Source organism: Leeuwenhoekiella sp. CH_XMU1409-2, from assembly GCF_037029365.1.
Lineage (GTDB): Bacteria > Bacteroidota > Bacteroidia > Flavobacteriales > Flavobacteriaceae > Leeuwenhoekiella > Leeuwenhoekiella blandensis.
On record NZ_JAYMEI010000001.1, the window covers coordinates 171703 to 196831 of the forward strand.

27 protein-coding genes are annotated in these 25129 nt (G+C 40.9%); 17 read left to right on the top strand and 10 right to left on the bottom strand.

Features of this window, described 5'->3' with window-relative positions; genetic code table 11:
* Nucleotides 1-71: 71 nt before the first annotated feature.
* The 8 genes from WA338_RS00665 to WA338_RS00700 all read left to right on the top strand — a co-directional run bounded on the left by WA338_RS00665 (nt 72) and on the right by WA338_RS00700 (nt 9666).
* Nucleotides 72-1658 (top strand): hypothetical protein, encoded by a 1587-nt coding sequence (locus tag WA338_RS00665; protein WP_273016878.1) that lies wholly within the window; start codon nt 72-74, stop codon nt 1656-1658.
* Nucleotides 1648-2652, top strand: coding sequence for a vWA domain-containing protein (locus tag WA338_RS00670; RefSeq protein WP_009778447.1), 1005 nt, complete (start codon nt 1648-1650; stop codon nt 2650-2652). Before WA338_RS00665 ends, WA338_RS00670 begins: the two co-directional genes overlap by 11 nt.
* 30 nt (nt 2653-2682) lie before the next feature.
* Nucleotides 2683-3732 carry a vWA domain-containing protein gene (locus WA338_RS00675; protein WP_009778448.1) on the top strand — a complete coding sequence of 350 codons (1050 nt, stop codon included), beginning with the start codon at nt 2683-2685 and terminating at the stop codon, nt 3730-3732.
* 11 nt (nt 3733-3743) lie between these two features.
* Complete coding sequence (locus WA338_RS00680) at nt 3744-4601, top strand: tetratricopeptide repeat protein (protein ID WP_009778449.1); 858 nt, start codon at nt 3744-3746, stop codon at nt 4599-4601.
* Nucleotides 4602-4641: 40 nt separating this feature from the next.
* The gene (locus WA338_RS00685) at nt 4642-6390 is read left to right on the top strand and encodes a BatD family protein (RefSeq protein ID WP_009778450.1); all 1749 of its coding nucleotides are present in this window, start codon (nt 4642-4644) and stop codon (nt 6388-6390) included.
* Nucleotides 6387-7160 (top strand): SH3 domain-containing protein, encoded by a 774-nt coding sequence (locus WA338_RS00690; RefSeq protein ID WP_009778451.1) that lies wholly within the window; start codon nt 6387-6389, stop codon nt 7158-7160. Before WA338_RS00685 ends, WA338_RS00690 begins: the two co-directional genes overlap by 4 nt.
* Before the next feature lie 211 nt (nt 7161-7371).
* On the top strand, nt 7372-8001 hold the full coding sequence (locus WA338_RS00695) for a carbonic anhydrase (protein ID WP_009778452.1): 630 nt from the start codon (nt 7372-7374) through the stop codon (nt 7999-8001).
* A gap of 72 nt (nt 8002-8073) precedes the next feature.
* On the top strand, nt 8074-9666 hold the full coding sequence (locus WA338_RS00700; protein WP_009778453.1) for a SulP family inorganic anion transporter: 1593 nt from the start codon (nt 8074-8076) through the stop codon (nt 9664-9666).
* A gap of 1 nt (nt 9667) precedes the next feature.
* On the opposite strand, the gene WA338_RS00705 is transcribed toward WA338_RS00700, so the two are convergent.
* Nucleotides 9668-10198, bottom strand: coding sequence for a CvpA family protein (locus WA338_RS00705; RefSeq protein WP_009778454.1), 531 nt, complete (start codon nt 10196-10198; stop codon nt 9668-9670).
* 91 nt (nt 10199-10289) lie between these two features.
* Between WA338_RS00705 and WA338_RS00710 the strand changes: the two genes are divergently transcribed.
* From WA338_RS00710 to WA338_RS00730, 5 genes are all read left to right on the top strand, one after another.
* Complete coding sequence (locus tag WA338_RS00710; RefSeq protein WP_040532443.1) at nt 10290-10646, top strand: hypothetical protein; 357 nt, start codon at nt 10290-10292, stop codon at nt 10644-10646.
* Nucleotides 10647-10676: 30 nt separating this feature from the next.
* Complete coding sequence (locus WA338_RS00715) at nt 10677-11372, top strand: membrane protein (protein ID WP_009778456.1); 696 nt, start codon at nt 10677-10679, stop codon at nt 11370-11372.
* A gap of 113 nt (nt 11373-11485) precedes the next feature.
* A complete protein-coding gene (gene pheS / locus WA338_RS00720; RefSeq protein ID WP_009778457.1) occupies nt 11486-12502 on the top strand; it encodes a phenylalanine--tRNA ligase subunit alpha in 1017 nt (338 codons plus the stop codon).
* An 11-nt stretch (nt 12503-12513) separates the two neighbouring features.
* Nucleotides 12514-12684, top strand: coding sequence for a hypothetical protein (locus WA338_RS00725; RefSeq protein WP_009778458.1), 171 nt, complete (start codon nt 12514-12516; stop codon nt 12682-12684).
* Nucleotides 12685-12686: 2 nt separating this feature from the next.
* Entirely contained in the window at nt 12687-13082 is a 396-nt protein-coding gene (locus WA338_RS00730) for a hypothetical protein (protein ID WP_009778459.1), read from the top strand.
* On the opposite strand, the gene WA338_RS00735 is transcribed toward WA338_RS00730, so the two are convergent.
* Nucleotides 13083-14072, bottom strand: a complete 990-nt coding sequence (locus WA338_RS00735; RefSeq protein WP_272987172.1) for an NAD(P)H-dependent glycerol-3-phosphate dehydrogenase — start codon at nt 14070-14072, stop codon at nt 13083-13085.
* Nucleotides 14073-14501: 429 nt separating this feature from the next.
* Between WA338_RS00735 and WA338_RS00740 the strand changes: the two genes are divergently transcribed.
* Both WA338_RS00740 and lysM read left to right on the top strand, forming a co-directional pair.
* A complete protein-coding gene (locus tag WA338_RS00740; RefSeq protein ID WP_272987170.1) occupies nt 14502-15422 on the top strand; it encodes a nicotinic acid mononucleotide adenyltransferase in 921 nt (306 codons plus the stop codon).
* A 207-nt stretch (nt 15423-15629) separates the two neighbouring features.
* The gene (gene lysM, locus WA338_RS00745) at nt 15630-16124 is read left to right on the top strand and encodes a peptidoglycan-binding protein LysM (protein WP_272987169.1); all 495 of its coding nucleotides are present in this window, start codon (nt 15630-15632) and stop codon (nt 16122-16124) included.
* Nucleotides 16125-16224: 100 nt separating this feature from the next.
* Here lysM and nadD read toward each other — a convergent pair whose 3' ends face one another.
* From nadD to WA338_RS00760, 3 genes are read right to left on the bottom strand one after another with little or no spacing between them, the layout of a single operon-like run.
* The gene (gene nadD, locus WA338_RS00750) at nt 16225-16803 is read right to left on the bottom strand and encodes a nicotinate (nicotinamide) nucleotide adenylyltransferase (protein ID WP_272987167.1); all 579 of its coding nucleotides are present in this window, start codon (nt 16801-16803) and stop codon (nt 16225-16227) included.
* Nucleotide 16804: 1 nt separating this feature from the next.
* A complete protein-coding gene (gmk, locus tag WA338_RS00755; RefSeq protein WP_009778464.1) occupies nt 16805-17380 on the bottom strand; it encodes a guanylate kinase in 576 nt (191 codons plus the stop codon).
* A 1-nt stretch (nt 17381) separates the two neighbouring features.
* The gene (locus tag WA338_RS00760) at nt 17382-18242 is read right to left on the bottom strand and encodes a YicC/YloC family endoribonuclease (protein ID WP_272987165.1); all 861 of its coding nucleotides are present in this window, start codon (nt 18240-18242) and stop codon (nt 17382-17384) included.
* A 171-nt stretch (nt 18243-18413) separates the two neighbouring features.
* On the opposite strand from WA338_RS00760, the gene WA338_RS00765 reads away from it, so the two are divergent.
* Both WA338_RS00765 and WA338_RS00770 read left to right on the top strand, forming a co-directional pair.
* Nucleotides 18414-19514: a zinc metalloprotease gene (locus WA338_RS00765; RefSeq protein WP_009778466.1), complete on the top strand. Its 1101-nt coding sequence runs from the start codon at nt 18414-18416 to the stop codon at nt 19512-19514.
* A gap of 81 nt (nt 19515-19595) precedes the next feature.
* Nucleotides 19596-20012: a hypothetical protein gene (locus WA338_RS00770; RefSeq protein WP_272987163.1), complete on the top strand. Its 417-nt coding sequence runs from the start codon at nt 19596-19598 to the stop codon at nt 20010-20012.
* Between the two features lie 54 nt (nt 20013-20066).
* Here WA338_RS00770 and WA338_RS00775 read toward each other — a convergent pair whose 3' ends face one another.
* Genes WA338_RS00775 through WA338_RS00795 form a run of 5 tightly spaced genes read right to left on the bottom strand, consistent with a single transcriptional unit; the run spans nt 20067 to nt 25125 of the window.
* Nucleotides 20067-20870: a 3-keto-disaccharide hydrolase gene (locus WA338_RS00775; protein ID WP_272987161.1), complete on the bottom strand. Its 804-nt coding sequence runs from the start codon at nt 20868-20870 to the stop codon at nt 20067-20069.
* Between the two features lie 2 nt (nt 20871-20872).
* On the bottom strand, nt 20873-21619 hold the full coding sequence (locus WA338_RS00780) for a DUF1080 domain-containing protein (RefSeq protein WP_272987159.1): 747 nt from the start codon (nt 21617-21619) through the stop codon (nt 20873-20875).
* A 10-nt stretch (nt 21620-21629) separates the two neighbouring features.
* Entirely contained in the window at nt 21630-22682 is a 1053-nt protein-coding gene (locus WA338_RS00785; RefSeq protein WP_272987158.1) for a sugar phosphate isomerase/epimerase family protein, read from the bottom strand.
* A gap of 57 nt (nt 22683-22739) precedes the next feature.
* Complete coding sequence (locus WA338_RS00790; RefSeq protein ID WP_009778471.1) at nt 22740-23891, bottom strand: Gfo/Idh/MocA family protein; 1152 nt, start codon at nt 23889-23891, stop codon at nt 22740-22742.
* A 1-nt stretch (nt 23892) separates the two neighbouring features.
* Nucleotides 23893-25125, bottom strand: a complete 1233-nt coding sequence (locus WA338_RS00795; protein WP_009778472.1) for a nucleoside permease — start codon at nt 25123-25125, stop codon at nt 23893-23895.
* Between the last annotated feature and the right edge of the window lie 4 nt (nt 25126-25129).

Genomic DNA, 25129 nt, shown 5'->3' on the forward strand with positions numbered 1-25129 from the left:
ATAAAACGTGCATTTGTAGCATAAAGATGCTGGCTTCGGCTTTGATTTTAATGTTTTTTGGTGCTTTAAATATGCAGGCACAGCAAGTTGCCGGAGCCGTTGATACCACGTCAATTCGTATTGGTGAGCAGATCACGTATGAGTTTCAAGTTTCGGCAGATTCTACAGATCTTGTGATGTTTCCTGAAGGGCAAACCTTTCAGCCTTTGGAAATGATCGAAGCCTATCAGGTCGACACTTCGTACGCCGGGGCAAAGATGAACTTGATCAAACGCTATGGGCTCACCCAGTTTGATAGCGGGTCATACACGATTCCACGTCAGATTGTGTCGATAAATCAACAACCCTTTTATACAGATTCGGTTGCGATCGAAGTGAACAATGTAGTGGTCGACACGACCAAACAAGGCCTTTACGATATTAAAGATATTGTCGCTGTAGAGCGCGCAACTAGTAAATTCTGGGAGTATTTATTGTACTTTTTATTGCTTGCCGCGATAATAGGTGGATTCTTAGTTTTTATTATTCGACGCAGTCGTAAAAAAGCAGCAGCAGAGCAAAAGCTTCCGCCGTTTGAGCAGGCATTATTTTCATTAAAACAACTTGACGAAGAGTATAAAGAACCTGCGCGAGGTATTGATGAGCGCGATGTGACCAAGGCGTACTATTCAAAACTTACAGACATCGTAAGAAGGTATCTTGATGAAGAGGTTTATGACCGCTCTATGGAAAGTACTTCTTCAGAATTGATCGAGCGCTTAATGCTCGAAAAGCAGGAAGGCAAAATTGATTTGAGCAAAGAAACCATTCTTAAGTTAGACCAAATCCTAAAGCGTGCCGATCTTACCAAGTTTGCTCGTACGTCTCCGGGAACCGGCCAGGCTGAAGCAGATCGTCTGGTTGCTGAAGAGATCGTAAAAGAAACCAAAGAAGCGATCCCGCCGCCTACAGAAGAAGAATTGATGCGAGATGCGGCTTATCGTGAAGCCTTGGCAAAGCGTCGCAAGCGCAAGCTTATTTTAACTTCGGTACTTGGAGTTTTTGGAATTTTAGTGATCGCTACAGGAATTTTAATCGCTACCAAAGGTTTTGATTTTGTAAAAGATAATTTCATCGGGCATCCTTCAAAAGATTTGCTTGAAAGTGATTGGGTACGCAGTGAGTATGGTTATCCTCCGGTGATCATCAGTACGCCGCGTATTTTAGAGCGTGACGAGATCGCTTTGCCAGATTCGCTCAAGCAACAGATGGATATGAGCACCTTTACCTACGGAAGCTTGATTGACGACTTTTATGTGGTGGTAAATAATACCCGCTTTGGCGGAAAAAATGAAGCTAATTTAGAAGCTTCGGCGCAAGGATTCATCAGTACGATTGAAGCCAACGGTGCAAAAAACCTGATCGTTAAAACCGAAAAATACACCACGCCCGAAGGAACTGAAGGTTTACGCGTTTACGGAACAGGTGATTTCCCAGAAACCTTGAATAAAGACGAATTCAGTAAAGGAGCATATGAGATGCTTTTATTTACGGCTCCGGGTGTCTTGCAGCAAATTTTAGTAGCCCATCGTGAAGATGATACCTATGCAAAAGAGATGAGCGCGCGCATTATAAATTCAGTAGAACTTCAAAAATCTGTACCTACCGATGTTAAGTAATTTTGAATTTCAAAGTCCTGAATTTTTCTGGTTGTTCCTCCTGCTTCCGGTAGTTGCAGTGTGGTATTTCTTTAAACGAAATAAGCTCACGGCTCAGGTTAAACTTTCGAGTTTAAAGGGATTTAAAGCAGGCAGCGGTTTGCTGGCAAAATTCCGTCCCGTTTTATTCGTTTTACGTCTGTTGGCATTAGCCTGTTTGATCACAGCTTTGGCGCGGCCGCGCAACGTTGATGTTTCTACTCGAACAAACACCACACGCGGAATTGACATTGTGATCGCCATTGATGTTTCGGCGAGTATGTTGGCGCGTGACCTAAAACCTAATCGTCTTGAGGCGCTTAAAGAGGTGGCTTCACAGTTTATTGCAGATCGCCCTAGCGACCGAATTGGTCTCGTAGAATATGCGGGAGAGAGTTACACGAGAACGCCTATTACCAGCGATAAAAGTATTGTGTTGAGTTCGCTTAATGATATTCAATATAATAGCATTATCGAGGGTGGTACTGCGATAGGAATGGGATTGGCGACTTCGGTAAACCGCTTAAAAGACAGTAGGGCAAAAAGCAAGGTGATCATTTTGATGACTGATGGTGTGAATAACGCCGGATTTATAGAGCCGAGTACCGCGAGTGAATTGGCTCAGGAATTTGGGATCAAAGTCTACACCATAGGTCTGGGAACTAACGGTACAGCGCTTTCTCCTGTTGCTTTACGCCCTGACGGAAGTTTTCAATATGGAAGCATTCCTGTTGAAATTGATGAAGCCTTGCTGCAAGAGATCGCAGATAAAACCGGCGGACTTTATTTTAGAGCGACCGATAATGAATCTTTAGAGGAGATTTATGCCGAAATCAACAAGCTTGAAAAAACAGATGTTGAAGAGTTTAAGTATACCAATTATGAGGAGAAATTCAGACCGCTGGTTATTCTGGCAGGTTTGCTTTTGTTGTTTGAATTGCTGTTGAGGTATACGGTGTTTAGAAGTTTTGTTTAAAATATAGATTGAATACTAAATAGTTAATTTGTGTATTTACTAGAAGAAAAAATATGGTTTTGGGCGTTGCTGGCAATTCCGGTAGTGGTACTGCTTTACTTTGCAGTCACCCTTTGGAAACGCAGTGCGCAAAAACGCTTTGTGACCAACCGTGAATTGTTGGGAAAATTAACGCCGCAGCGTTCGGTTTTTAAACCGGTGTTGAAGCTTATCGTTTTATGTCTCTCTTTGGCCTGTATGGCCGTGGCTTTGGTAAATCCAAAGATCGGTACCAAATTAGAGACGGTAAAGCGGGAAGGTGTTGACGTAGTCTTTGCGGTTGATGTTTCCAAAAGTATGGATGCTGAAGATATCGCTCCCAGCCGAATTGATAAAGCAAAACAACTCGTTACACAGATCATCAACAATTTAGGCAGTGACCGTGTGGGGATTATTGCTTATGCAGGAAGTGCTTATCCACAATTGCCCATCACTACAGATTACAGCAGTGCCAAGATGTTCCTCAACGCGATGAATACCGATATGCTATCGAGCCAGGGAACAGCCATAAGAGATGCGATTGAGCTGGCAAAAACCTACTATAATGATGAGGAGCAGACCAATAGAGTTTTAGTGATTATTTCTGATGGAGAAGATCACGCAGGTGAAGTAGCTTCTATTGCAGAATCGGCTACAGAGCAAGGCATTCGCATTTTTACCATTGGTGTAGGTTCAGAAGCGGGAGATCGTATTCCTATTAAAAGAAATGGTGTTGTTCAGTCGTATAAAAAAGATCAGAATGGAGAGACGGTGATCACTAAGCTAGATCCGGCAACGCTTCAGGAGATCGCAGCTGAGGCTGATGGTGAATACATCAATGGGAACAGTACGCAAGAAGTCGTTGACAAAATGGCTTCCGCTTTAAATCAAATGGATAAAAAAGAATTTGAAGCCAAGCAATTTGCCGATTTTAAAGACCAGTTTCAGTGGTTTGTTGCTGCGGCACTATTCTTGCTAATTATAGATGTGTTCTTGCTGGAGCGTAAAACGGCCTGGGTGAGAAAACTGAATCTATTCAATGAAAATAAGTCTAAATCTTAATCTTTTTGAAGATGAAGAATTTTATAAATAACCTTTTAAGCTTGACCTTTATTTTGGTTACCGGTGTGGTGTTTGCGCAAAGCGAAAAACCCGATCCGGCTATTTTGGAGGCACAGGATTTTGTAGCAGAAGCTAACGATGAGTTTGCCTCAAATGAGTTTGCAGCGGCAGAATCTGCCTATCGAAAAGCGGTAGCCAAAGATCCTGCAAATGCGGCAGCCAAATACAATATGGGTAATAATTACTACCGAAACAAAAAATATGGTGAGGGAATGAATCGCTATATTCAGGCAGCTGAGGTAGCCCAAACAAAGGCTGAAAAACATAAGGCGTTTCACAATCTTGGGAATGCATTTTATCAACAAAAGGATTACAAAAAAGCAGTTGAAGCGTATAAAAATGCATTGCGCAACGATCCTACCGATGAAGAAACACGTTATAATCTAGCGCTTGCTAAAAAGGAAGAAGAGAAAAACGGCGGTGGCGGCGGTGATGATGAGAATGAAGATGAAAATCAAGACCAAAACGAAGATCAAAAAGATCAGGATGGTGAAGGTGATGATAAAGAAAGCGATGACGGCAAGCCTAAAGATCAAGACGATCAGGGAGATGAAAAGAAAGATCAGGGCGATGAAAATAAGGACGATAAAGGCAAGCCCGAAGACAAAGATGGTGATCAAAAAGATCAAGGTAAAGATGGCGATAAGGAGAAAGAACAACAACAGCCAAAACCCGGTCAAGGTCAGTTGTCTCCTCAGCAAGTAAAGAGTTTGCTGGAAGCGATGAAAAACGAAGAGAATAAAGTTCAGGATAAGATCAATGCTCAAAAAGTTAAAGGAGCAAAGGTGAAAACCGATAAGGACTGGTAATTTTAGAGACCAGTATCACGTAAAAAAAGCAGAAGTTACAATGAAGATGAAGCTAAAATTTTTGCTGATTGTTTTGTTTGCCGGGTTTAGCGCTTGGTCTCAGGTAGAATTTGATGCCGTTGTAAGCAAAGAAAAACTTGGCGTTAATGAGCGTTTACGTGTTGATTTTGAAATGAATCAAGACGGCGATAACTTTAGACCGCCCAGTTTTCAAGGGTTTACGGTAGTAGGTGGTCCTAACCAATCCATCAGTAAACAGTGGATTAACGGTAAAGCGAGTTTCTCTAAAACCTTCTCCTACTTTCTGCAGCCTAATGCTACAGGTACCTTAAAAATAGGCCAGGCCGAAATTGAGATCGACGGGACGGTGTATAAAACGATTCCTATAGAGATCACCGTGACCGGCGCGGTCGAAAAACCCAAAGATCCTAATGATCCTGTCGCCGCAGCAGAAGATAATGTGCATCTGGTTGCTGAGGTTTCTAAAAATGATCCTTATTTAAACGAGGCGTTTACGGTTGTTTATAAGCTGTATGTAAGTCGGGAAACTGCAGTAAATGGCTGGAACGAACTCGACGCACCTAAGTTTGCAGATTTCTGGAGTCAGAGTATAGATGAGAAACAATTTAAAGTGTATGATGGTTCGTATGACGGTAAACCCTATCGCTATGTGATCTTGAGAAGAACGCTGCTTTATCCTCAAAAAACAGGAGAGCTTACCATCGAGCCATTGGCGTTGAATATCAATGTGGAAGCGCCAACCAATCGCAGAGATATTTTTGGAATGCGCATCACAAGACCGGCAAAAATTACGGTTACCGCGCCCACCCGAAAAGTCAATGTAAAAGCCTTACCGGAAGACGGGAAGCCCGAGAATTTTAGCGGAGCGGTAGGAAACTTTGATTTTGATGTTGTAGCCAGTAAAACGAAACTCGACGCACAAGAGGCACTAGATCTTACATTAACTGCAAAAGGAAATGGGAATCTAAAACTCTTCACGCTACCAAAGCCTAAATTGCCAAGTGCACTTGAAGTATATGAGCCCGAAAACGAGCAGGACGTTCGTGTTTCACTTAATGGGATGGCAGGTTCTAACAGCGCACGTTATACGATAGTTCCGCAGCAAAAGGGAAGCTATCCTATTCCGCCTATTCGCTTTTCTTATTTTGATCCTGCGACAGAGCAGTATAAAACGCTTAGCAGCGACGAGATCGTGATTGATGTAGAAAATGGTCCTGCAACTCTAGCGACTTCAGATAAGGCTGATAAAATCCCTGTGGAAGAAACCAAGCAATTTGCCTACATCAAATCTGATGCGAAACTGAAGCCGATGAATCAAGATCGATTTTTTGGTTCTACCGCATTCTGGAGTTTGTTGGTTACACCGGTGGTGTTGATTCCGTTAGCGATTTTATTCGGTCGTAAACGCAGAGCTTATCAAAATGATGTGAAAGGAAATCGCTTACGCAAGGCCGATAAGTTGGCTCGAAAATACTTAGGCGATGCCAAAAAGAGTTTGGGCGATCAAACCGCTTTCTATTTAGCCTTAGAAAAGTGTTTGCATAATTATTTAAAAGCACGGTTGAATATTCAAACAAGTGAAATGAGTAAAGAGCGCATCAGCCAGTTGCTTCAGGATCGTGGTGTAACCGTAGAAACTACTGCGGCATTCCTGAAGCTCTTAGAAAGCTGCGAATTTGCGCGCTACACACCATCCAGCAGTGATGCTATGCAACACGATTATGAGCAGGCTTCTCGTGTAATTTCAGAAATAGATAAACAGTTATGAAAACAATGATAAGATCAAGCTATCGTTTTGTAATTCTTGTGCTGTTTATGGCTTCGCTGAGCTTAAATGCACAAACGCCACAGCAGCTTTTTGAAACCGGAAACTCGCAGTATGCGCAGAATAATTTTGAGGAAGCTATCAAGAATTACGAGAAAGTTCTCGATTCTGGTTACGAGTCGGCGGCTGTTTATTATAATTTGGCTAATGCCAATTATAAACTCAATCGTATTGCACCAAGCGTTTATAATTATGAAAAAGCGCTAGCACTCAAGCCTAATGATAAAGAGATCAAGAATAATCTGGAGTTTGCACAAAACATGACCATTGACGCCATAACGCCGTTGCCAGAAAATACTTTTAAAAGATGGTGGAATCAATTGCTTCATATTTTCTCTCTAGACGGTTGGGCGATCGTTACTGTGGTGTGCATGCTGCTTTTTGCCTTGAGTTTTATCATTTATTACTTCGGGAAAACTACGGCTTTAAAACGTGGCTTTTTTACTACGTCTTTTGTGGCTTTGGGGTTAGGATTGTTGAGTCTTGCTCTGGCGTTTCAGGCGCAGTCTAATGAAAAAAACAAACAGTTTGCTATTGTTTTTTCAGCAGAAGCTGAAATTAAAAGCGAGCCTAATTTAGCCAGCGAGGAGGCTTTCGTTTTACATGAAGGAACCAAAGTTCGCGTGCTGGAAACCGAAGGCGATTGGCAAATGATTCGGCTGGCAGATGGTAAAGAAGGTTGGATTCCTGCAACCGATATCAAAATCTTATAAAAGAGCGTAAAACGCTTGTTTTATTTGGGTTATGTTGATTCTGAAACACATCTGCCCAAGATATTCCTGTATCCAAATTGGATTTTTTAGTTTAAGAGAGCTACATAATTTCTATTTTTAGAATCTCTTTAAGAGATAAAGACCGATGTAAGGCTTAGTTTATATAATTTTAAGCGGGCTATGGTCTGACTTTTAACTGAAAACAATTACTATGGATATTAAAAAGATTTTTCAAAACAACAAAGAATGGGTTCAGGAGCGCTTAGGTACCGAACCTGATTATTTCAAAAAGCTTTCTGAGGGGCAATCTCCAGAGATCCTGTACATAGGCTGTAGTGACAGCCGTGTATCTTCTGAAGAGCTTATGGGAGTAGGACCCGGTGACGTTTTTGTACACCGTAATATTGCCAATATGGTACCGAATACTGACCTTAATTCTATGTCTGTAATCAACTATGCGGTAGAACACCTAAAGGTTAAACACGTAGTGGTTTGTGGTCATTATTACTGTGGAGGCGTGAAGGCGGCTATGCAGTCTTCAGATCTTGGTTTATTGAATCCCTGGTTAAGAAACATTAGAGATGTTTATAGAATTCATAAAGAGGAATTAAGCCTTATTCAAGACGAGGAAGAGCGTTACAAAAAGTTTGTTGAGCTCAATGTTCAAGAGCAGTGTGTGAACGTGATCAAGACGGCAGATGTGCAAAAGGCGATACGTAACCGCAATCTTACAGTGCACGGCTGGGTATTTGACATCCATTCTGGAAAGCTAATAGATCTAAAAATAGATTTTGATGCGATCCTAGAACATATAATGGAGATCTATAGATTAGACGATTAAAATTTATAAAGCGTAAACACTTAGTGTTTACGCTTTCTTTTTATTGAAAGGGTTAACCTAAAAACTAGAGCTATGTTTAAACATTTAAAAAGTGATTTACCCGCAAGTATAGTTGTGTTTTTTGTCGCATTACCTTTATGCTTAGGTATTGCTTTAGCTAGTGGCGCACCCTTATTTTCAGGACTTATCGCCGGTATCGTAGGTGGTATTGTCGTGGGTTCTTTAAGTGGATCGCACATTGGAGTTAGCGGTCCTGCTGCAGGATTATCTGCAATCGTTCTCGTTGCCATAACAACTTTGGGCGGGTATCAAAATTTATTGTTAGCAACAGTATTGGGCGGAGCTATTCAGCTTGTATTTGGATTGCTAAAAGCAGGAATTATAGGTTATTATTTTCCTTCTTCTGTAATAAAAGGAATGCTTACCGGGATAGGTATTATTATCATACTGAAACAGATTCCGCATTTTTTTGGTTACGATGCTGATCCGGAAGGCGATTGGGCTTTTTTTCAAGTTGATGGGGAGACCACCTTTTCTGAAATAGGTCGTGTCTTTAACGGGATAAGCCCCGGGGCCACGCTTATAGCCTGTACCGGTATGGCGGTTCTCATACTTTGGGATGCGGTTTTAAGCAAGAAAGGTCGTTTTTTTAAATTGGTACAAGGACCATTGGTTGCTGTGGTTTTGGGAATTGTATATTACCTCGCAACTCAGGATTCTGAAACGTGGGGCATATCAAAAGCGCATTTGGTTAAAGTTCCGGTTCCTGATGATTTTAGTTCGTTTATCGGTCAGTTTACCTTTCCTAATTTTAAGGTTATTGGAGAACCTCAGGTTTGGATCACTGCGTTTACAATTGCACTGGTAGCAAGCTTAGAAACCCTGCTTTGTGTTGAGGCAACAGATAAATTAGATCCTAAAAAACGTACTACGCCTACTAATCGCGAACTTTTTGCTCAGGGCGCGGGAAATATCGTTTCGGGAATGATAGGAGGTCTTCCGGTTACTCAGGTTATTGTGCGCAGTTCTGCAAATATGCAATCAGGTGGGCAAACCAAAATGGCTGCGATTATACACGGTTTTTTATTGTTAATCTCGATCATTCTTATTCCAAATATTTTAAACTTGATTCCCTTATCGGTATTGGCTGCAGTGCTTTTGCTTGTGGGGTATAAACTCGCAAAACCTGCTACCTTTAAGCGTATGTGGGTTTTAGGCTGGAAACAATTCATTCCCTTTATCATTACCGTTTTGGGTATAGTGTTTACCGATTTGTTGATTGGTATAAGCCTCGGGCTGGGCGTAGGCATTGTGGTGATCTTGATAAAAAGCTATCAGAATTCTCATTTTTTGCATTTGAGAAAAGAAGAGGAGACCGGAGTAGATGTGGTTAAAATGACCCTGGCTGAAGAAGTGACTTTTATAAATAAAGGAGCGATTATGAAAGAACTGAATAGGCTAGAGCCCAACACTTTTCTAGAAATAGATGTGCGAAAAACACAGTATCTAGATCAAGATATTATAGAGATCTTAGATGATTTTAGCTTTAGGGCCAAAGACAAAAATATCAATGTGGTTATCATTTCAGAGCGAGGTACTGTTGAGAACCCCGAGAGTTATGAAGAGTTTTTTAAGAGAGAAAAGCATTACAAGCCCGTGTCTTAGGCTAGGCCGACTCATAGTTAAGCTCCTCTTCATCCAGAGCATCCTCAAATTCTTCAACCTCTCTTAAAATGCTAGGTAAAAACGCCGGTCCCAGCGGTTGAATAGTGTTGTAGAGTACCGAGTTTTCTCTGGTTTCCTCATCAATAAGGCTGTTGGTCATTGCCGAGAAAAACATCATCAGCACGCTTAAGATAAAAGCAGATTTTAATAAACCGAATACCCCTCCCAGAATTCTATTTACGATACCCAACATGGCAAGAGAAGCAACCTTGGTAAGCAGTCTTCCCGCAAGCGTAATGACCACAACGATAATAATAAATGTCACAGCAAAAGCCGTCAGGTTTATCGCGTGCTCACTCCAGTCTACTTTTTCATTAAGAAAATCTACCGCATAGTACGAAAAGTGAATAGCGCCATAAACACCTAAAATCAAAGCGATTAATGATGCGATTTCAATAAGAAGTCCGTTTTTTAAACCTTTAAAAAGGCCTAATACGAGCACGATTCCTAAGATGATATCCAAGTAGTTCATAGGCTAAAGATACTGTATCGTGCTAAATAATCTTTTTGAGCTTGGCTATATGTTAGTATTTTGATTGTTTCTTCTTGATTATCTTTGCCGCATGGCAAGAGACGAACAACTTAAAGAACGCTGGGAGCAAGTAGTAAATAAACTATCTGCACGCTTTGCAGACGGAGAACCTTTAGACCTAGACGCGATCATCTATTTGATAGGTGTGCAAGAGCTGGGCAAACCGGGAAAGCGTTTTAAAAAAGATGATAAAATAAACCTGATGCATATTGCGATTTGCAGGTTGCTAGAGCCTTTTGGGTATTACCGTTTTGATTATCAAGATGAGGATGGCTGGCCGCATTATGAGATGATAGAGCAATTACCATCACTCAAAGCCGGAGAGCAATCATTGCTGATGAAAGAAGCTATTGTGCAGTATTTTCTTGAGAAAGAGCTTGTGCACTAAGTATTTGCTACATTCTTGTTATTTCCATATATGCTTATAAGCTTACTTCAAGAATACTTCCCTAATGATACGGGTCCAATTTACAAGGAAACCATTGCAGGTAGGTTTCCGGTAGAGCCATTCAATACGTATAGCAATCTCATTTTTTTATTTATAGTGATCTACTTTGGGATCAAGATTTATAGAAAGCCTAAAAACCAGTGGTTTTTGATGATTGCTTTACCTTTTATTTTTATCGGTTATGTAGGAGGCACGTTATACCACGGGTTGCGTAGTGACGAACTTTGGCTTTTATTAGATTGGGTGCCCATACGCGGTTTAAGCTTTGCGGCCATCTTGTATTTTATTTTTAAATGGAAAAAAACCTGGGGAAGGCGCATCATTTTTGTAGCCTGTATAGGGCTTGCTTTTGTGGGGTTGCGTTATCTGCCCATCCCGAGGCAGCTAGAGCATAGTATAGGTTATGTTATCAGCGCGCTTACCATTTTGATCCCAATTCTAGGCTACTTGATCAAAACCAAATGGCGTCACGCCAGACCGGCAATCATCGCATTTGTTGTTTTTGGATTTGCGGTGCTTTTTAGAGTTTTAGACAAGCGTTTGGACTTTGATTTTTTCTGGATGGGAACCCACTGGTTATGGCATCTTTTTGGCGGTACAGCGGTATTTTTTATCCTGCAATATATTTATAGAGACAATAAAGCCCAAGCCAGCGATATTTCATAAATTTGTGCCTCTAATTTTTCTGTTGTTTGAGTCATAACAGTAGAAATTTAGAAGGAATTTTGATCAGGCCGGTAGGCTGCATACAAAACCCAAAAGGGGAATCAAAGAGCATTATGTTAGATAAAATTAAAGAGCTTATTGGCGAAGCTGAAGCGTTTACTGGTAACTCGCTAGAAGAGGTAGAGGCTTTTAGAATTAAGTTTTTAGGAAAAAAAGGACTTTTTAATCAGTATTTCTCTGAGTTTAAGAATATTCCTAATGAGCAAAAGAAAGCTTTTGGTCAAACGATGAATCAGTTAAAAACGACGGTTCAAGATAAAGTAGATACGCTTAAAGCAAGTCTGGAGACTACAGAAGAAGAAGGTGTTTATGGAGACCTTACACGACCTGGAGATGCGATTCAGTTAGGATCGCGTCATCCTATTTCTGTAGTCAAAAATCAAATTATAGAGATCTTCTCGAGAATAGGTTTTGATGTTTCTGAAGGGCCTGAAATTGAAGATGACTGGCATAATTTTACGGCATTAAATTTACCTGAATATCATCCGGCACGAGACATGCAGGATACTTTTTTTATTCAAACCAATCCAGACGTTTTACTGCGTACGCATACTTCTTCGGTGCAGGTGCGCTATATGGAAGCAAATAAACCGCCAATTAGAACCATTTCTCCTGGACGTGTTTTTCGTAACGAGGCAATTTCAGCACGTTCTCATTGCTTTTTTCATCAGGTTGAAGGTTTGTATATAGATAAAGATGTTTCGTTTGCAGATCTTAAGCAAACGCTTCAGCACTTTACTACAGAAATGTTTGGGAAAAGTAAAATACGTCTTCGCCCTTCTTACTTTCCGTTTACAGAACCAAGTGCAGAGGTTGATGTATACTGGGGTCTTGAGACTGAAACCGATTATAGAATGACTAAAGGTACCGGGTGGTTAGAAATCATGGGCTGCGGAATGGTAGATCCTAATGTGCTTGAAAACTGCGGTATCGACTCTAAAGAATATAGCGGTTTTGCCTTTGGTATGGGGATCGATCGTATTGCACTATTGCTGCATCAAATCTCAGACATTCGCTTATTGAGCGAGAATGATTTGCGCTTCCTTAATCAGTTTAAGAGCGCTTTATAAAATATATAGCTATGAAAAAATATACCGTAATCAGTATTCTGGTTTTTATCGCAATAGTGGTTGCGGTATTAACATTTGCCATAGGCTTGATCAAAATAATGATCGGCACCGTTTTTCTGGTAATTATGGCAATCGCATTGCTTGCATTGTGGATTATGTGGAAGGTTAACGACGACGATTAGTCATGAAAAAAGACATTAACATACCAGAAGTCAAAGGTGTTTATGTGGCTGCGGTCAAAGAGTTTAACGAGACGCATCGCACTAACGATTGGAACGCGTATCTGGTCAACGATACCAACGAGCCCTTAGAAATGGTATTGATCGTTTCTAAAGGATATAACAGCAAGCAATCAACCAGCCAAATGCGGCATAAGCTGCAAAATCTTCCCGCAAAAGCGTATGCTAAGATCGAGTTTGTAGAAGATAGCGTGCTGAAGCTTACCAACGAATTTGCAGTCACGTATTTCTTAGACGGAAAAATGTATGATAAGAAATTCATTTTCCCGGCAAATAGCATCAAAGACGCCAATGCAGGTCCTGTACCGTCAATGCTAAAAGAAGGTGTTTTAGCTGAATAATTAATCGAGCTTTTCTGTAAGTTTTTTAAAGGTCATCTTAGGGTCTTTGCCTTTGTAGAGCACCTGATAAACCGCATTGATAATCGGAGTTTTGGCGCCTAATTCTTGATTGATTTTAAAAGCGCTTTCTGCAGCATAATATCCTTCAGCCACCATACTCATTTCCATTTGAGCACTTTTTACGGTGTACCCCTTACCTATCATATTGCCAAACATTCTATTTCGGCTAAAAACTGAATAGCCTGTCACCAATAAATCTCCCAAATATGCCGAGTCGTTGATGTTGCGCTTCATCTTGTGTACTTTCTTGATGAACTTTTTCATCTCTCTAATCGCATTGCTCATCAACACACTTTGAAAGTTATCTCCATAACCCAAACCGTGTGCGATTCCCGCAGCAATCGCATAAATGTTTTTGAGCATCGCAGCATATTCGGTACCAATGGTGTCATCGCTAATGGTGGTTTTGATGTACCAACTTTTAAGATGATCTGCAACGATCTGTGCGTGTTGCTCATCTGCGCAAGCGATGGTAAGGTATGAAAGGCGTTCTAGCGCAACTTCTTCGGCGTGGCAAGGTCCTGTAATCACACCAATATTTTCAAAAGGGATATCATACGCATCGTGAAAGTGCGCACCTACGATTTGGCCGGTTTCGGGCACAATACCTTTTATTGCCGAAAAAATAATTTTGTCCTTAAGGCTTGTGGTGACTTTTTCTAGCTCTTTACCTACAAATGCAGAGGGAACAGCAAAAATGAGATAATCGGCATAATCAATAATCTCATTGATGTCATTGCTTAATTTTAAATGGGTGGTGTCAAACTCTACCGCACTTAAATAATTGGGGTTGTGCTTTTCTTTTTTAAGATGTTCTAAAGCATAGACACTGCGCATATACCAGCCTACTTCCTCTAAGTTTTCAGTAAGCATTTTTACGATTGCCGTTGCCCAGCTTCCGCCGCCGATAACACCAAATTTTAAAGACATATTCTTTTATTTTTTCTGCAGAAGCAGAATTAATTGGCTACTACGCCAAAGGATTTAATACTCCGTCCCGATCGTTATTGGGATACCTCACAATTGAAAATTCACTTTCAACCAATGCCTCATGGGTTTACGCTGAGGTAGTTTGCTTTCAATTTAGGGTTGCTCTGCAAAGCCTTGTATAATCTATGTTTTTAGACTTTTTGAGAGGATTCAAAGATACTCATTTTAGAGGGTATGTAAAATCCTGACTTTTACTTTAATACTTTTTTGGCACACCGTTTGAATATGTTAAAAACACAATTCATAAGCAACGACGTCAACGCTAAGAATTTTGATGGCACTGCCAAAGGGATAACATCCCTGAGGTTTGCCCAAAGACAGGTTATTCTGAATTTTTCAGAAGTTATTCATCTTTAAAACCGAACGATTATGAGAACGATAAAATTACTTAGCAGTTTTTTACTAATGCTTACCGTATTTACCTCGTGCTATACCGATGTGTATATCGAAGATGAGGTGACCACCCCTATAGTGCCGCTATCGGCCGTACTTGAAGATTACGAACTTTGGTACGTAGATATCGATCAAACCCACGGAAATGGTTCGATCCCGTTTATGGAAAAAGCCTTTACGCTTTCCTTTCTAAATGGAACGATTATGGCAAATAATAACCTTGCAGGAATAGGTAATCAAGGTAATGGTTTTGGGATAGAAGTGGGGTATTATGATATTTTTGATTACGACCTTGACATTGGTCATGATATCGATGGGTTTTACTCTTTTGAAGTATCGGTGTTGTCTAATAACAGTATCGAACTTTACCACAGGTATTCTAACACCTCGTTTGTATTAAAAGGATATCAGCGAAGCACATTTGATTACGACCGTTTGTTCTATGATAATATTCATTATTTTCTACAAGAGTATGTTGCTTGGGAGAAAATTTATACCAGTTCAACCGGATGGTCCAATGAGTTTGACGCAGAGAATTATTTACAATTCTTACCGGCTACATCAGGAGGAAATTTTCAAAGTTCGCAGGACGGTATAGGAAGTTCTACAAGCAATCTTTATTGGGATTACACCGGGATTTATGAAGTTCAGAACGTGAGCAATAACGCATATTTAAAAACGCTTACGCTAGACTATGACTACTTTGCCGATGAGTTTTTTGAGCTTTCAATCATAGATGATGCGACCATAGCCTTATATCACCCTGCTTCAGGAAGTGAATACCGTTTTAGAGGTCGTGGGTATATTCAATACAAGACCCCTTCAGAAGGTAAAAGTCGATTAAAACAAAGTGAGATCGAGCAAAATATAAAAACGATTAAAGCGTTAGCTAAATAAGCAATAGAAGATTTTTTGGTTGGTTAGTTGAGATCGCCCCGTTGATTTATTCGCGGGGCGATCTTTTTTGAGTAAATGCCTCAAGGTGTCAAATCCTTTAACGGAGCTAAAACATTCACATAGTTTTAAAGATAGGAAGCCAAAGGGTTAAACGGGTATTTTGTAACTTGAATGCTCAAAAACTAAGACTAACTTAAGAACAAAAACATGGGATTATTTTCATTCATTAAAAATGCCGGAGCAAAAATAGGCATAGGTAAAAGTACCGCAGAAGAGGCTGCCGAGAAAAAAGCTGAAGCCGTTGCTGCCGTTGCTGCAGCAAATAAGAAAGCCGAAGCTTCACTTAAAGAGACGGTAGTAGGTTTAGGACTTGAGGTTGAAGGACTCGATATAAAAATTGAAGGAGAAACTGCTACCGTGACCGGGAAAGCAAAAGATCAAACCACTAGAGAGAAAGTTAGGCTTGTCGTGGGTAATGTTGAAGGAATTGCGCAAGTAGATGATCAGATGGAAGTAGAGCACAAAGAGCCTGAGGCGCAGTTTCATACTGTTGTTTCCGGAGATACGCTGAGTAAGATCGCTAAAAAATTCTACGGAAACGCTATGAAATACCCTGTGATTTTTGAAGCAAACAAACCAATGCTGAAAGATCCTGATAAGATTTATCCGGGTCAAGTGCTTAGAATTCCCAATGTAGACTAAGCAAAACTTCTAATACAATAAAAAAGCTTCAGTAACTACTGAAGCTTTTTTTGTTGGTGTTGCCAAAGGATGTTATGATTATAGGCTTTCCGCGAGGGATTTACCTGTAAAAATTCATTTGATCAATATAAACCCAAACCGAATGCGGTAATAAAGGGCGGCAATTTTTTCCTTCCTTAATCGCTTTGCGAATGGCTGTAGATGAAATTTCTACAACCGGAGCGTCAATTACGTGAACGTGCTTGTGATTGAGCAGTTCTGGCTTGGCTTGTTTTTCACCAATACGTGGATATACATAGATCTCGTGACGCTCTAAAATAACCTCGTAGTTTTTCCACTTGTGTAACGTGCGCAGATTATCTTCACCCATAATAAGACAAAACTCGTGCTGCGGATATTTTTCCTGTAGATGCGCAAGCGTATTTGAGGTATAGTTGGGTTGAGGCAAATTGAATTCAATAGTACTTGCTTCTACCTTAGGGTAAGTTTCTACCGCTTCTAATACCAGTTGATACCTGTGATTATTATCTAAAAGCGTTTTTTTCTTCTTAAACGGGTTGTGCGGCGTAATGACCATCCAGATTTTGTCAAGATCACTGTATTCTGCAAAGTGATTTGCTATGATGAGGTGACCGATGTGCACCGGATTAAACGTGCCAAAATAAAGCCCGATTTTCATACTACGCGTTGATGTGCTTCGTTACAAGTTCGTAGGCTTCAGCCAAAGCGGTATCAAGATCATTGTTTTCTATGATGTAATCAAATTGCGGTGCCGTAGCGAGTTCAATACTAGCTTTTGCAACGCGCATATTGATGCGATCTTCACTTTCGGTCTTGCGCTTTTTTAGTCTGATCTTTAACTCTTCGATACTTGGAGGTTTTACAAAAACCGCTAAGGTGCGCTCGGGATACAGCTTTTTGATGTCTAAACCGCCCACAACATCAATATCAAAAATAACGTGCTTTCCTTCTTTCCAGATGCGTTCTACTTCACTTTTCAAGGTTCCGTAGAAGTTATCGCGATATACTTCTTCCCATTCTAAAAACTCATCTTCTTTAATGCGGCGTTTAAATTCTTTGAGCGACAGAAAGTAGTAGTCTACTCCATCTTTTTCAGTAGGTCTGGGTTCTCGCGAAGCCGCCGAAATACTAAACTCAAGATTGAGTTCTTTTTTCTCCAAAAGCCATCTCACAATAGTGGTTTTACCACTTCCGCTAGGTGCAGAAAAAACAATGAGTTTGCCGGTATCAGCCATTTTAAAGTACGTTTAAAAGTTGTTCTTTGATCTTCTCTAATTCGTCTTTCATACGTACCACAACTTGCTGCATAGGCGCGTAATTTGATTTTGAACCTATGGTGTTGATCTCCCGTCCCATTTCTTGGCTAATGAAAGCCAATTTCTTACCGTTAGAGTCAGCCGAATCCAAGGATTTTTGAAAGTACTTTAAGTGATTACTTAAGCGCACTTTTTCTTCGGTGATATCATACTTCTCCAGGTAATAAGTAAGCTCTTGCTCAAAACGATTTTCATCAACTTCAGTCTTTAGATCACTTACTGCTTTGGTTAAACGCTGGCGTACACCGGTCATGCGCTCAGGATCTAGTTTGATGACTTCTTCAAGGTTTTCGGCAATATTTTTTATACGTAACTCAAAATCTTTTTTGAGCGCCTTTCCTTCATCTTCTCTGTACGTGTCTATTGCATTGAGCGCTTCTTCTACCCCTGCGAGAATAGATTGATACTCTTCTTCATCAATCTCATCGCGTTCGGTTTTAAGTGCGTCAGGAAGGCGTGTGGCAATTTTTAATAATTCGATATCAGCTGCATCTGGAGTGACTTCGCGCAACTGCTTCATATATTGTTTCACCACGTCTGCATTGATCGAGCTGCTGGTTTCTTCACCATTGAGCTCCACATAAAGGCTAAAATCTATTTTACCACGCTCGAGTTTTTGCGCTACAAGATTACGCAGTTCAAGTTCCTTTTCTCTGTAGAAAGACGGAATTCTCGCATTAAGGTCCTGATTCTTACTGTTGAGAGACTTTATCTCGATCGTTATTTTTCTTGTAGGCAACTGGGTAACCGATTTCCCAAAGCCCGTCATAGATTTAATCATGCAATAAATTTAAAGGGGCAAAGATAGCAAATCATAGCGTGTATAAAGGCATTGTCGTTTTAAAGCTGAAAAGCAGATATCCTCGGCAAATGAAAAATATCTTAAAAAAATATTAAATTCTGTTAATTAATAATATATTACAAGCATAATAATCTAAAACACACATTATTTATGAAAAAAGTATCCCTAATTTTAGGTTTTGCACTATTGGCGGTCGTCTCCTGTGCTGAAAATTCTGAAGAATTAAACGATTCGCAAGTTTCGGAGAATCAGGAAGTTGCTGTAGATATGAGTGATTTTTATCTCTATACTGAAGATTTGACCAATGGTAAGGCCAGTGCCGGTAAAAATGCTAAAGTTTGTTACTCGATGGCCAACTTAAACAGGCAATTGTCTGAAGATGACAAGTTGTATGATAAGATGTACTCGATTGAAAAGAATGTAAGAAAATTCATAAACTCAAAGAAGCCTGATGGTGCCGGTAACGGAAATGGCAACGGCGGCGGAGGTGGAGATACCGGCGGAGGTACAGACCCTGTTGATGATGGTTTAGGAAGCATCAATATCCCGGTAGTAGTTCACGTAATTTATAGTAATTCACAAGAGAATATTAGTGATGCACAAATCGCTTCTCAAATTGCAGTGCTTAATGATGATTTTAATGCTACCAATAGCGATCTGAGCCAGGTGCCTTCAGAATTTGCAGGAGTAGTTGCAGACTCAGACATCAATTTTACCTTGAGCCAAACCATTCGTGTTGCTTCTACACGTACCTCTTGGGGAACACGTGACGAAATGAAGTTCTCTTCTAATGGGGGTTCTGATGTTGTAAGCCCAAGCACACACTTGAATATTTGGGTGTGTAATATTGGCGGTGGAATTTTAGGATATGCACAATTTCCTGGAGGTTCTTCAGCTACAGATGGCGTAGTTGTTGGCCCGCAATATTTTGGTAGCACAGGGTATTTGGCAGCTCCTTTTGACGAAGGAAGAACTACAACACACGAAGTTGGTCACTACTTAAATTTACGCCACATCTGGGGTGATGGTCGTTGTAAGCAAGATGATTTTGTTGCAGATACTCCATCTTCAGACGAGCCAAACTACGGTTGCCCATCATATCCAACAGTAAATTGCAGAAGCACAGACATGACCATGAACTATATGGATTATGTGAACGATGCTTGTATGTATATGTTTTCTGAAGGACAGAAGAGCCGTATGCGTGCACTTTTTGCATCTGGCGGACCAAGATCAAGTTTCTTGAACTAAATCGCTCAAAAGCTAAAGGAATGATAAAGGCGCTCTCTCAAGGGCGCCTTTTTTGTATTTTAAGTATCTAAAAAAACACGTATGAATTATCTGTTAGGAATGCTTATGCTGGTTTTTGCAGCAAAAGGTTGCGAGGAGCAACTGTCATATACAAGTATAGACTATGAAGCTTCTTCTCGCGGAATTTATTATCACATTCATGTTGAAGGAGATCAACTGATGGTTGAAAATACACGCGATGGAAGTGATAAAATCACTAAAACCTTGACATCAGCTCAGGTTAATGAACTCAACAGGCTGGCTCAAGCTTACGTTGCTACCACCAGCGGCGATACAGAAAATCCTTCTGATGCTGCAGCTTACGATGCTGCAGTACCGGTTACTTTTGTAATAATGAGTGACAGCTATAGCAGAAGCGCCAAGTTTGATCGAGGTAGTCCTCCGGCACAATTGGCACCACTGGTCGGTAGGCTTTTATTGCTTGCAGAAACTGAATAAAACAAAACCCTCGTAAATGCTTACGAGGGTTTTTTAGTTTAAAGGTATTTAGGATTACAGCTTGCGCACCCAAATATTTCTAAAGCTCACAGGGTTACCGTGATCTTGAAGCTTGATCGGGCCTTCACCGTGTGCAGGATTTTTCGGTTTACCTATATATTCGGTGGTACCTTTAATTTCTGTGTGATCTTGTACGAGAACACCGTTGTGTAAAACGGTTACCGTAGCGGCTTTAGTTTTAGTTCCGTCGGCGTCAAATTCCGGCTGATGGTAAATGATATCATAAGTTTGCCACTCTTCAGTTGGCTTAGTTGCATTAGCAAGCGGAATGCTTTGCTTATAAATTGCAGTTGCCTGACCGTTTGAGTAGGTGCGATTCTCATAACTGTTAAGTACTTGAATTTCATATAAACCTTGCAAGAAGATTCCGCTATTTCCACGGCCTTGTCCTTCACCTTCTACAACTTGAGGCGCTTGCCATTCTACGTGCAATTGCATATCGCCAAAACTTTCTTTAGTCTGAATATCTCCTGTGCCGCCCACAACGGTCATAGAACCGTCTTTGTTGATCTGCCAAGGCGCATTTACTACATCTTCTTTGGTGCTTTCCCAAGCATCTAGATTTTCTCCGTTAAAAAGTACGATGGCGTCAGACGGGACATTGTTTTCATCAAAAGAAACCACTTCAGGTTCTGGTTCCCATACCTCTGTAGCTTCTGGGTCTGTGATAGGAGCTTCTTCTTCTACGGCAGTTGTATCTTGAGCAGGAGCACTGGTTTCTTCACTTTTTTTCTCTGAAGTATCACAAGAAAAGAGCAAGCCGGCTGCGATAAACGGAACTATTATTTTTTTATTCATGGTTAGAGTTTTTTAATTTTTATGTTTTTGAAAGAAACTTGATGTCCGTGATCTTGCAATGCGATAAGACCAGTGTCTGTTTTCGCAAAAGCTTCCCAGCTGGCAAACTTTGAGTTAGATACTAAATCTTCCCACGCTTCTCCTTTAACAGCAAAGGTCACCACTTCTTCACCATTCAATACGATGATGCCTTGATTGGTATTGTAATCGATAGTGATCTCATAGCTGTTCCATTCTCCTGCGGGATTAACAACCCCTTCTGGTGCACCAATCATATCATACAGAGCACCCGATCTGTGACTAGGTCCGGCATTTGTATCTGGATGACGCTCATCATCCAGAATCTGAATTTCGGGACCTGTTGCATAAGGCTCATGGTATTTAGGATCTTCTTCTACCGCCCACATAATCCCGCTGTTGCCGCCTTCAGAAATCATCCAATCCATTTTTAAAACAAAGCTGGTGTATGCTTCGTTTGTAACCAGATTTTCAGATCCATTTCTGTTTTCAGCAGGGGTAAAGACGAGTACGTCGTCTACGATTTCCCATTGGGTTGGATCACCGCCGTTGTAAGCGTGCCATTTGTCAATATTGGTTCCGTCAAAAAGCACTTCCCACTCACTATCTTCTGGCTGGGTTGCTTCGGTAGTAGCTACAGCTACTTCTTCGGTATTTGCTTCTTCAGCTTTCTCTTTACAAGAAGTGAAAAGGGCCATTGCAAAGGCTACCGATACTATTAATTGTTTCATTGTTTGTGGTTTACAGTCCTAAAATTCGTTTCAATTTGGCTTCGTCGGTTTGCGCTCCTGCAAAATCATCAAATGCTTTTTCTGTGGCTTCAATAATATGGCTGGCGATAAAAGGCGCGCCTTCACGAGCTCCTTGCTCCGGAGACTTGATGCAGCATTCCCATTCCATTACCGCCCAGACATCACAATTGTATTCGGTGAGTTTAGTGAAAATGGTTTTAAAATCGATCTGCCCATCACCCAGCGAGCGATAGCGGCCTGCACGATCTCTCCAATCACCATAACCGCCAAAAGCACCTTTTTTACCGGTTGCATTAAATTCTGAATCTTTAACGTGGAACATTTTGATGTGCTCGTGATAAAAATCGATATACTGAAGATAGTCCAATTGCTGAAGCACAAAATGACTTGGATCGTAAAGAATATTTACGCGTTTATGATTACCTGTAGCTTCAAGAAAACGTTCAAAAGTCACTCCATCGTGAATATCTTCTCCCGGGTGCACTTCATAACACACATCTACTCCTTGCTCATCAAAAGCGTTTAGAATAGGAAGCCAGCGGTTTGCCAATTCTTTAAAACCCATTTCTACCAATCCCGGTGGGCGTTGTGGCCACGGGTGAAAAGTGTGCCAAAGCAAGGCACCGCTAAACGTACCGTGCACGTCTATTCCTAAATTTCTACTTGCTTTTGCTGCGCTCATCAATTGATCAACTGCCCACGCCTGACGCTTTTTAGGATTGTTCTTATACCCATCTGGTGCAAAATTGTCAAACATCTCATCATAAGCAGGATGCACGGCAACCAGTTGTCCTTGAAGATGTGTACACAGTTCGGTGATCTCGAGGCCGTAACTCTGTACTTTACCCTTTAATTCATCACAATATGTTTTACTTTCTGCGGCTTTTTTCAAATCGATTAAGCGGCCTTCCCAAGTGGGTATTTGAATGCCCTTGTAGCCTAGATCACTTGCCCATTTACATAACCCATCAAGCGAATTGAAAGGTTCGTTATCATCCATAAATTGCGCAAGAAAGACAGCGGGGCCTTTAATGGTTTTCATAGTAGTAGATTTATATTGTAAAAATCAAGCGCCTCCTAAGAGACGCTTTTTTTAAGATTATTCTTTTAGACTTACCCAAGCCGAATTGTTGTCGTTTGACGCCACTGCGGCATAGATAAATTGCATTCCTCTTAAACCGTCATCAATAGTTGGGAAATCGGGTCGCTCGCTAAATGCTGCCCCGTCTTTAACCGACTGTACTTCTTTTGCGAAGCTTCGGTAAATGGTCGCAAAACCTTCTAGATAACCCTCAGGATGCCCCGAAGGAACACGGGTGTATTTTGTAGAATCTTCATACGTGCCGTTTCCGCCAGGTGTATAGATCTGTTTTGGTTTATCAAGCCAGTATGCCGTAAGTTCGTTAGGGTTTTCCTGTCCCCATGCGATGCTTCCTTTGGTTCCATAAACGCGAATAGCCAGGTTGTTTTCTTCTCCTGTTGCGATTTGCGAAATGCTCAAGGTTCCTTTTGCATTGTCTTCAAGACGCAAAAGAATATTACCATCATCATCCAGCACGCGACCGGCACCAAAACTGGTAAGATCTGCCGCGAGTTCTACGATTTTCTTTCCGGTGATGTATTCGGTTAAATTTTCTGCGTGGGTACCAATGTCGCCAAGCGCACCGCCTATACCTGATTTACTAGGGTCTACACGCCAAGAAGCCCCTTTATGTTCGGTTTCTTCCACCGCGGTCGACATCCAGCCTTGTAGGTACTGCACCACCACCTTTCTAATATCGCCAAGCTCTCCGTTTTGAATCATCAAACGCGCTTGCTTTACCATAGGATAACCGGTGTAGTTGTGCGTAAGTGCAAATACTTTACCGCTTTCTTTTACTACTTTCTGAAGATCAAAAGCTTCTTCAAGGCTTAGGGTAACCGGTTTATCGCAAATCACGTGAAAGCCATATTCTAAGGCCATTTTTGCCGGTGGAAAGTGCATATGATTTGGCGTTACGATCGAAACAAAATCCATACGCTCATCCTCAGGAAGTTCGGCTTCCTTTTTAATCATATCTTCAAAGCTTTTATAAGCGCGCTCAGGAGCAACGCCTAAAGCTTCGGCAGACTTTAAACTGCGTTCAGGGTTGCTGCTAAAAGCACCACAAACCAAGTCAATCATTCCGTCTATGCGTGACGCACGTCTGTGTACATCACCTATAAAAGAGCCTTGGCCGCCACCGACCATTCCCATTTTTAATTTTTTCATTTTATAAATGTTTTTCTTCAACTTTTTCGTTCTTAAAGAATATAGCAAAAAGAACCATAACTGCTACCGCAAATAGGACCGGAAACGTCCAGATTCCGTTCCAGTCGTGAACACCTTCACTAATGAGGTTACTGTCAGTCACTTTACCTGCTACAAAAAACCCTATAAGCATTCCCACGCCGTAGGTGGCTAATGTAATTAAGCCTTGCGCTGAACTTTTAAATTTTTCGCCTGCTTTACTATCGGTATATATTTGTCCCGAAACGAAGAAGAAATCATAACAAACACCGTGAAGGGCAATCCCTATAAAGAGCATAAAAACGAGTTCGTCTGCATTACCGTATGCAAATAATAAATAGCGTACAGCCCAGGCAGCCATACCTAATAGTAGCGTGTATTTTACGCCGAATTTTTTAAAGAAAAGCGGAAGCAAAAGCATAAATAATACTTCTGAAACCTGACCGATAGCTGCTTTTGCAGTGGAGCCTTCCATACCGATTTCAGTCAAAAACGGACTCAAATTCTGGTAGTAAAATGCTAGAGGAATACAGATCATGATCGAAGACGCGAAGAAAACGAGAAAGTTTCGGTCTTTTAAAAGTGATAAGGCATCTAAGCCTAATATATCGCGTAAACCTACTTTCTCACCTTTGGCAACCACAGGAGGTGTTTTAGGTAAGGTAAAACTAAAAATACCCAATACTGCTGAAGCTATTGCGGTCATTAAAAAAGTGTTTTTTAGAGCACCTGCAGCTAAGGCTTCGGTAGTGTCCCAGAAGAAAACATAGCTAATAACCAATCCGGCGATAATCCACCCTATCGTACCAAATACGCGAATGAATGAAAACTCTTTTGCAGGGTCTTTAAGTTGTCTAAATGATACCGAATTAACTAGAGCCAGTGTTGGCATAAAGGCGATCATATAACCCAATACATAAGGATAAAATTCTGTAAAATCTTCAGAATAAGCCATTTGATACATCAAGAAAGCTCCTATAAGATGTAAGACAGCGAGAATACGCTCTGCATTAAAATAGCGGTCTGCAATTAAACCGATTATGAATGGAGCGATGATCGCTCCCCAAGATTGAGTTGAGAATGCAGCTCCTATTTCACCGGCAGTAGCATTAAGGTTTTGTCCCATAAAGGTCCCTAATGTAACAAACCAGCCTCCCCAGATAAAAAATTCTAGGAACATCATTACAGATAGTTGTACGCGAATAAGTGATTTCATAAAA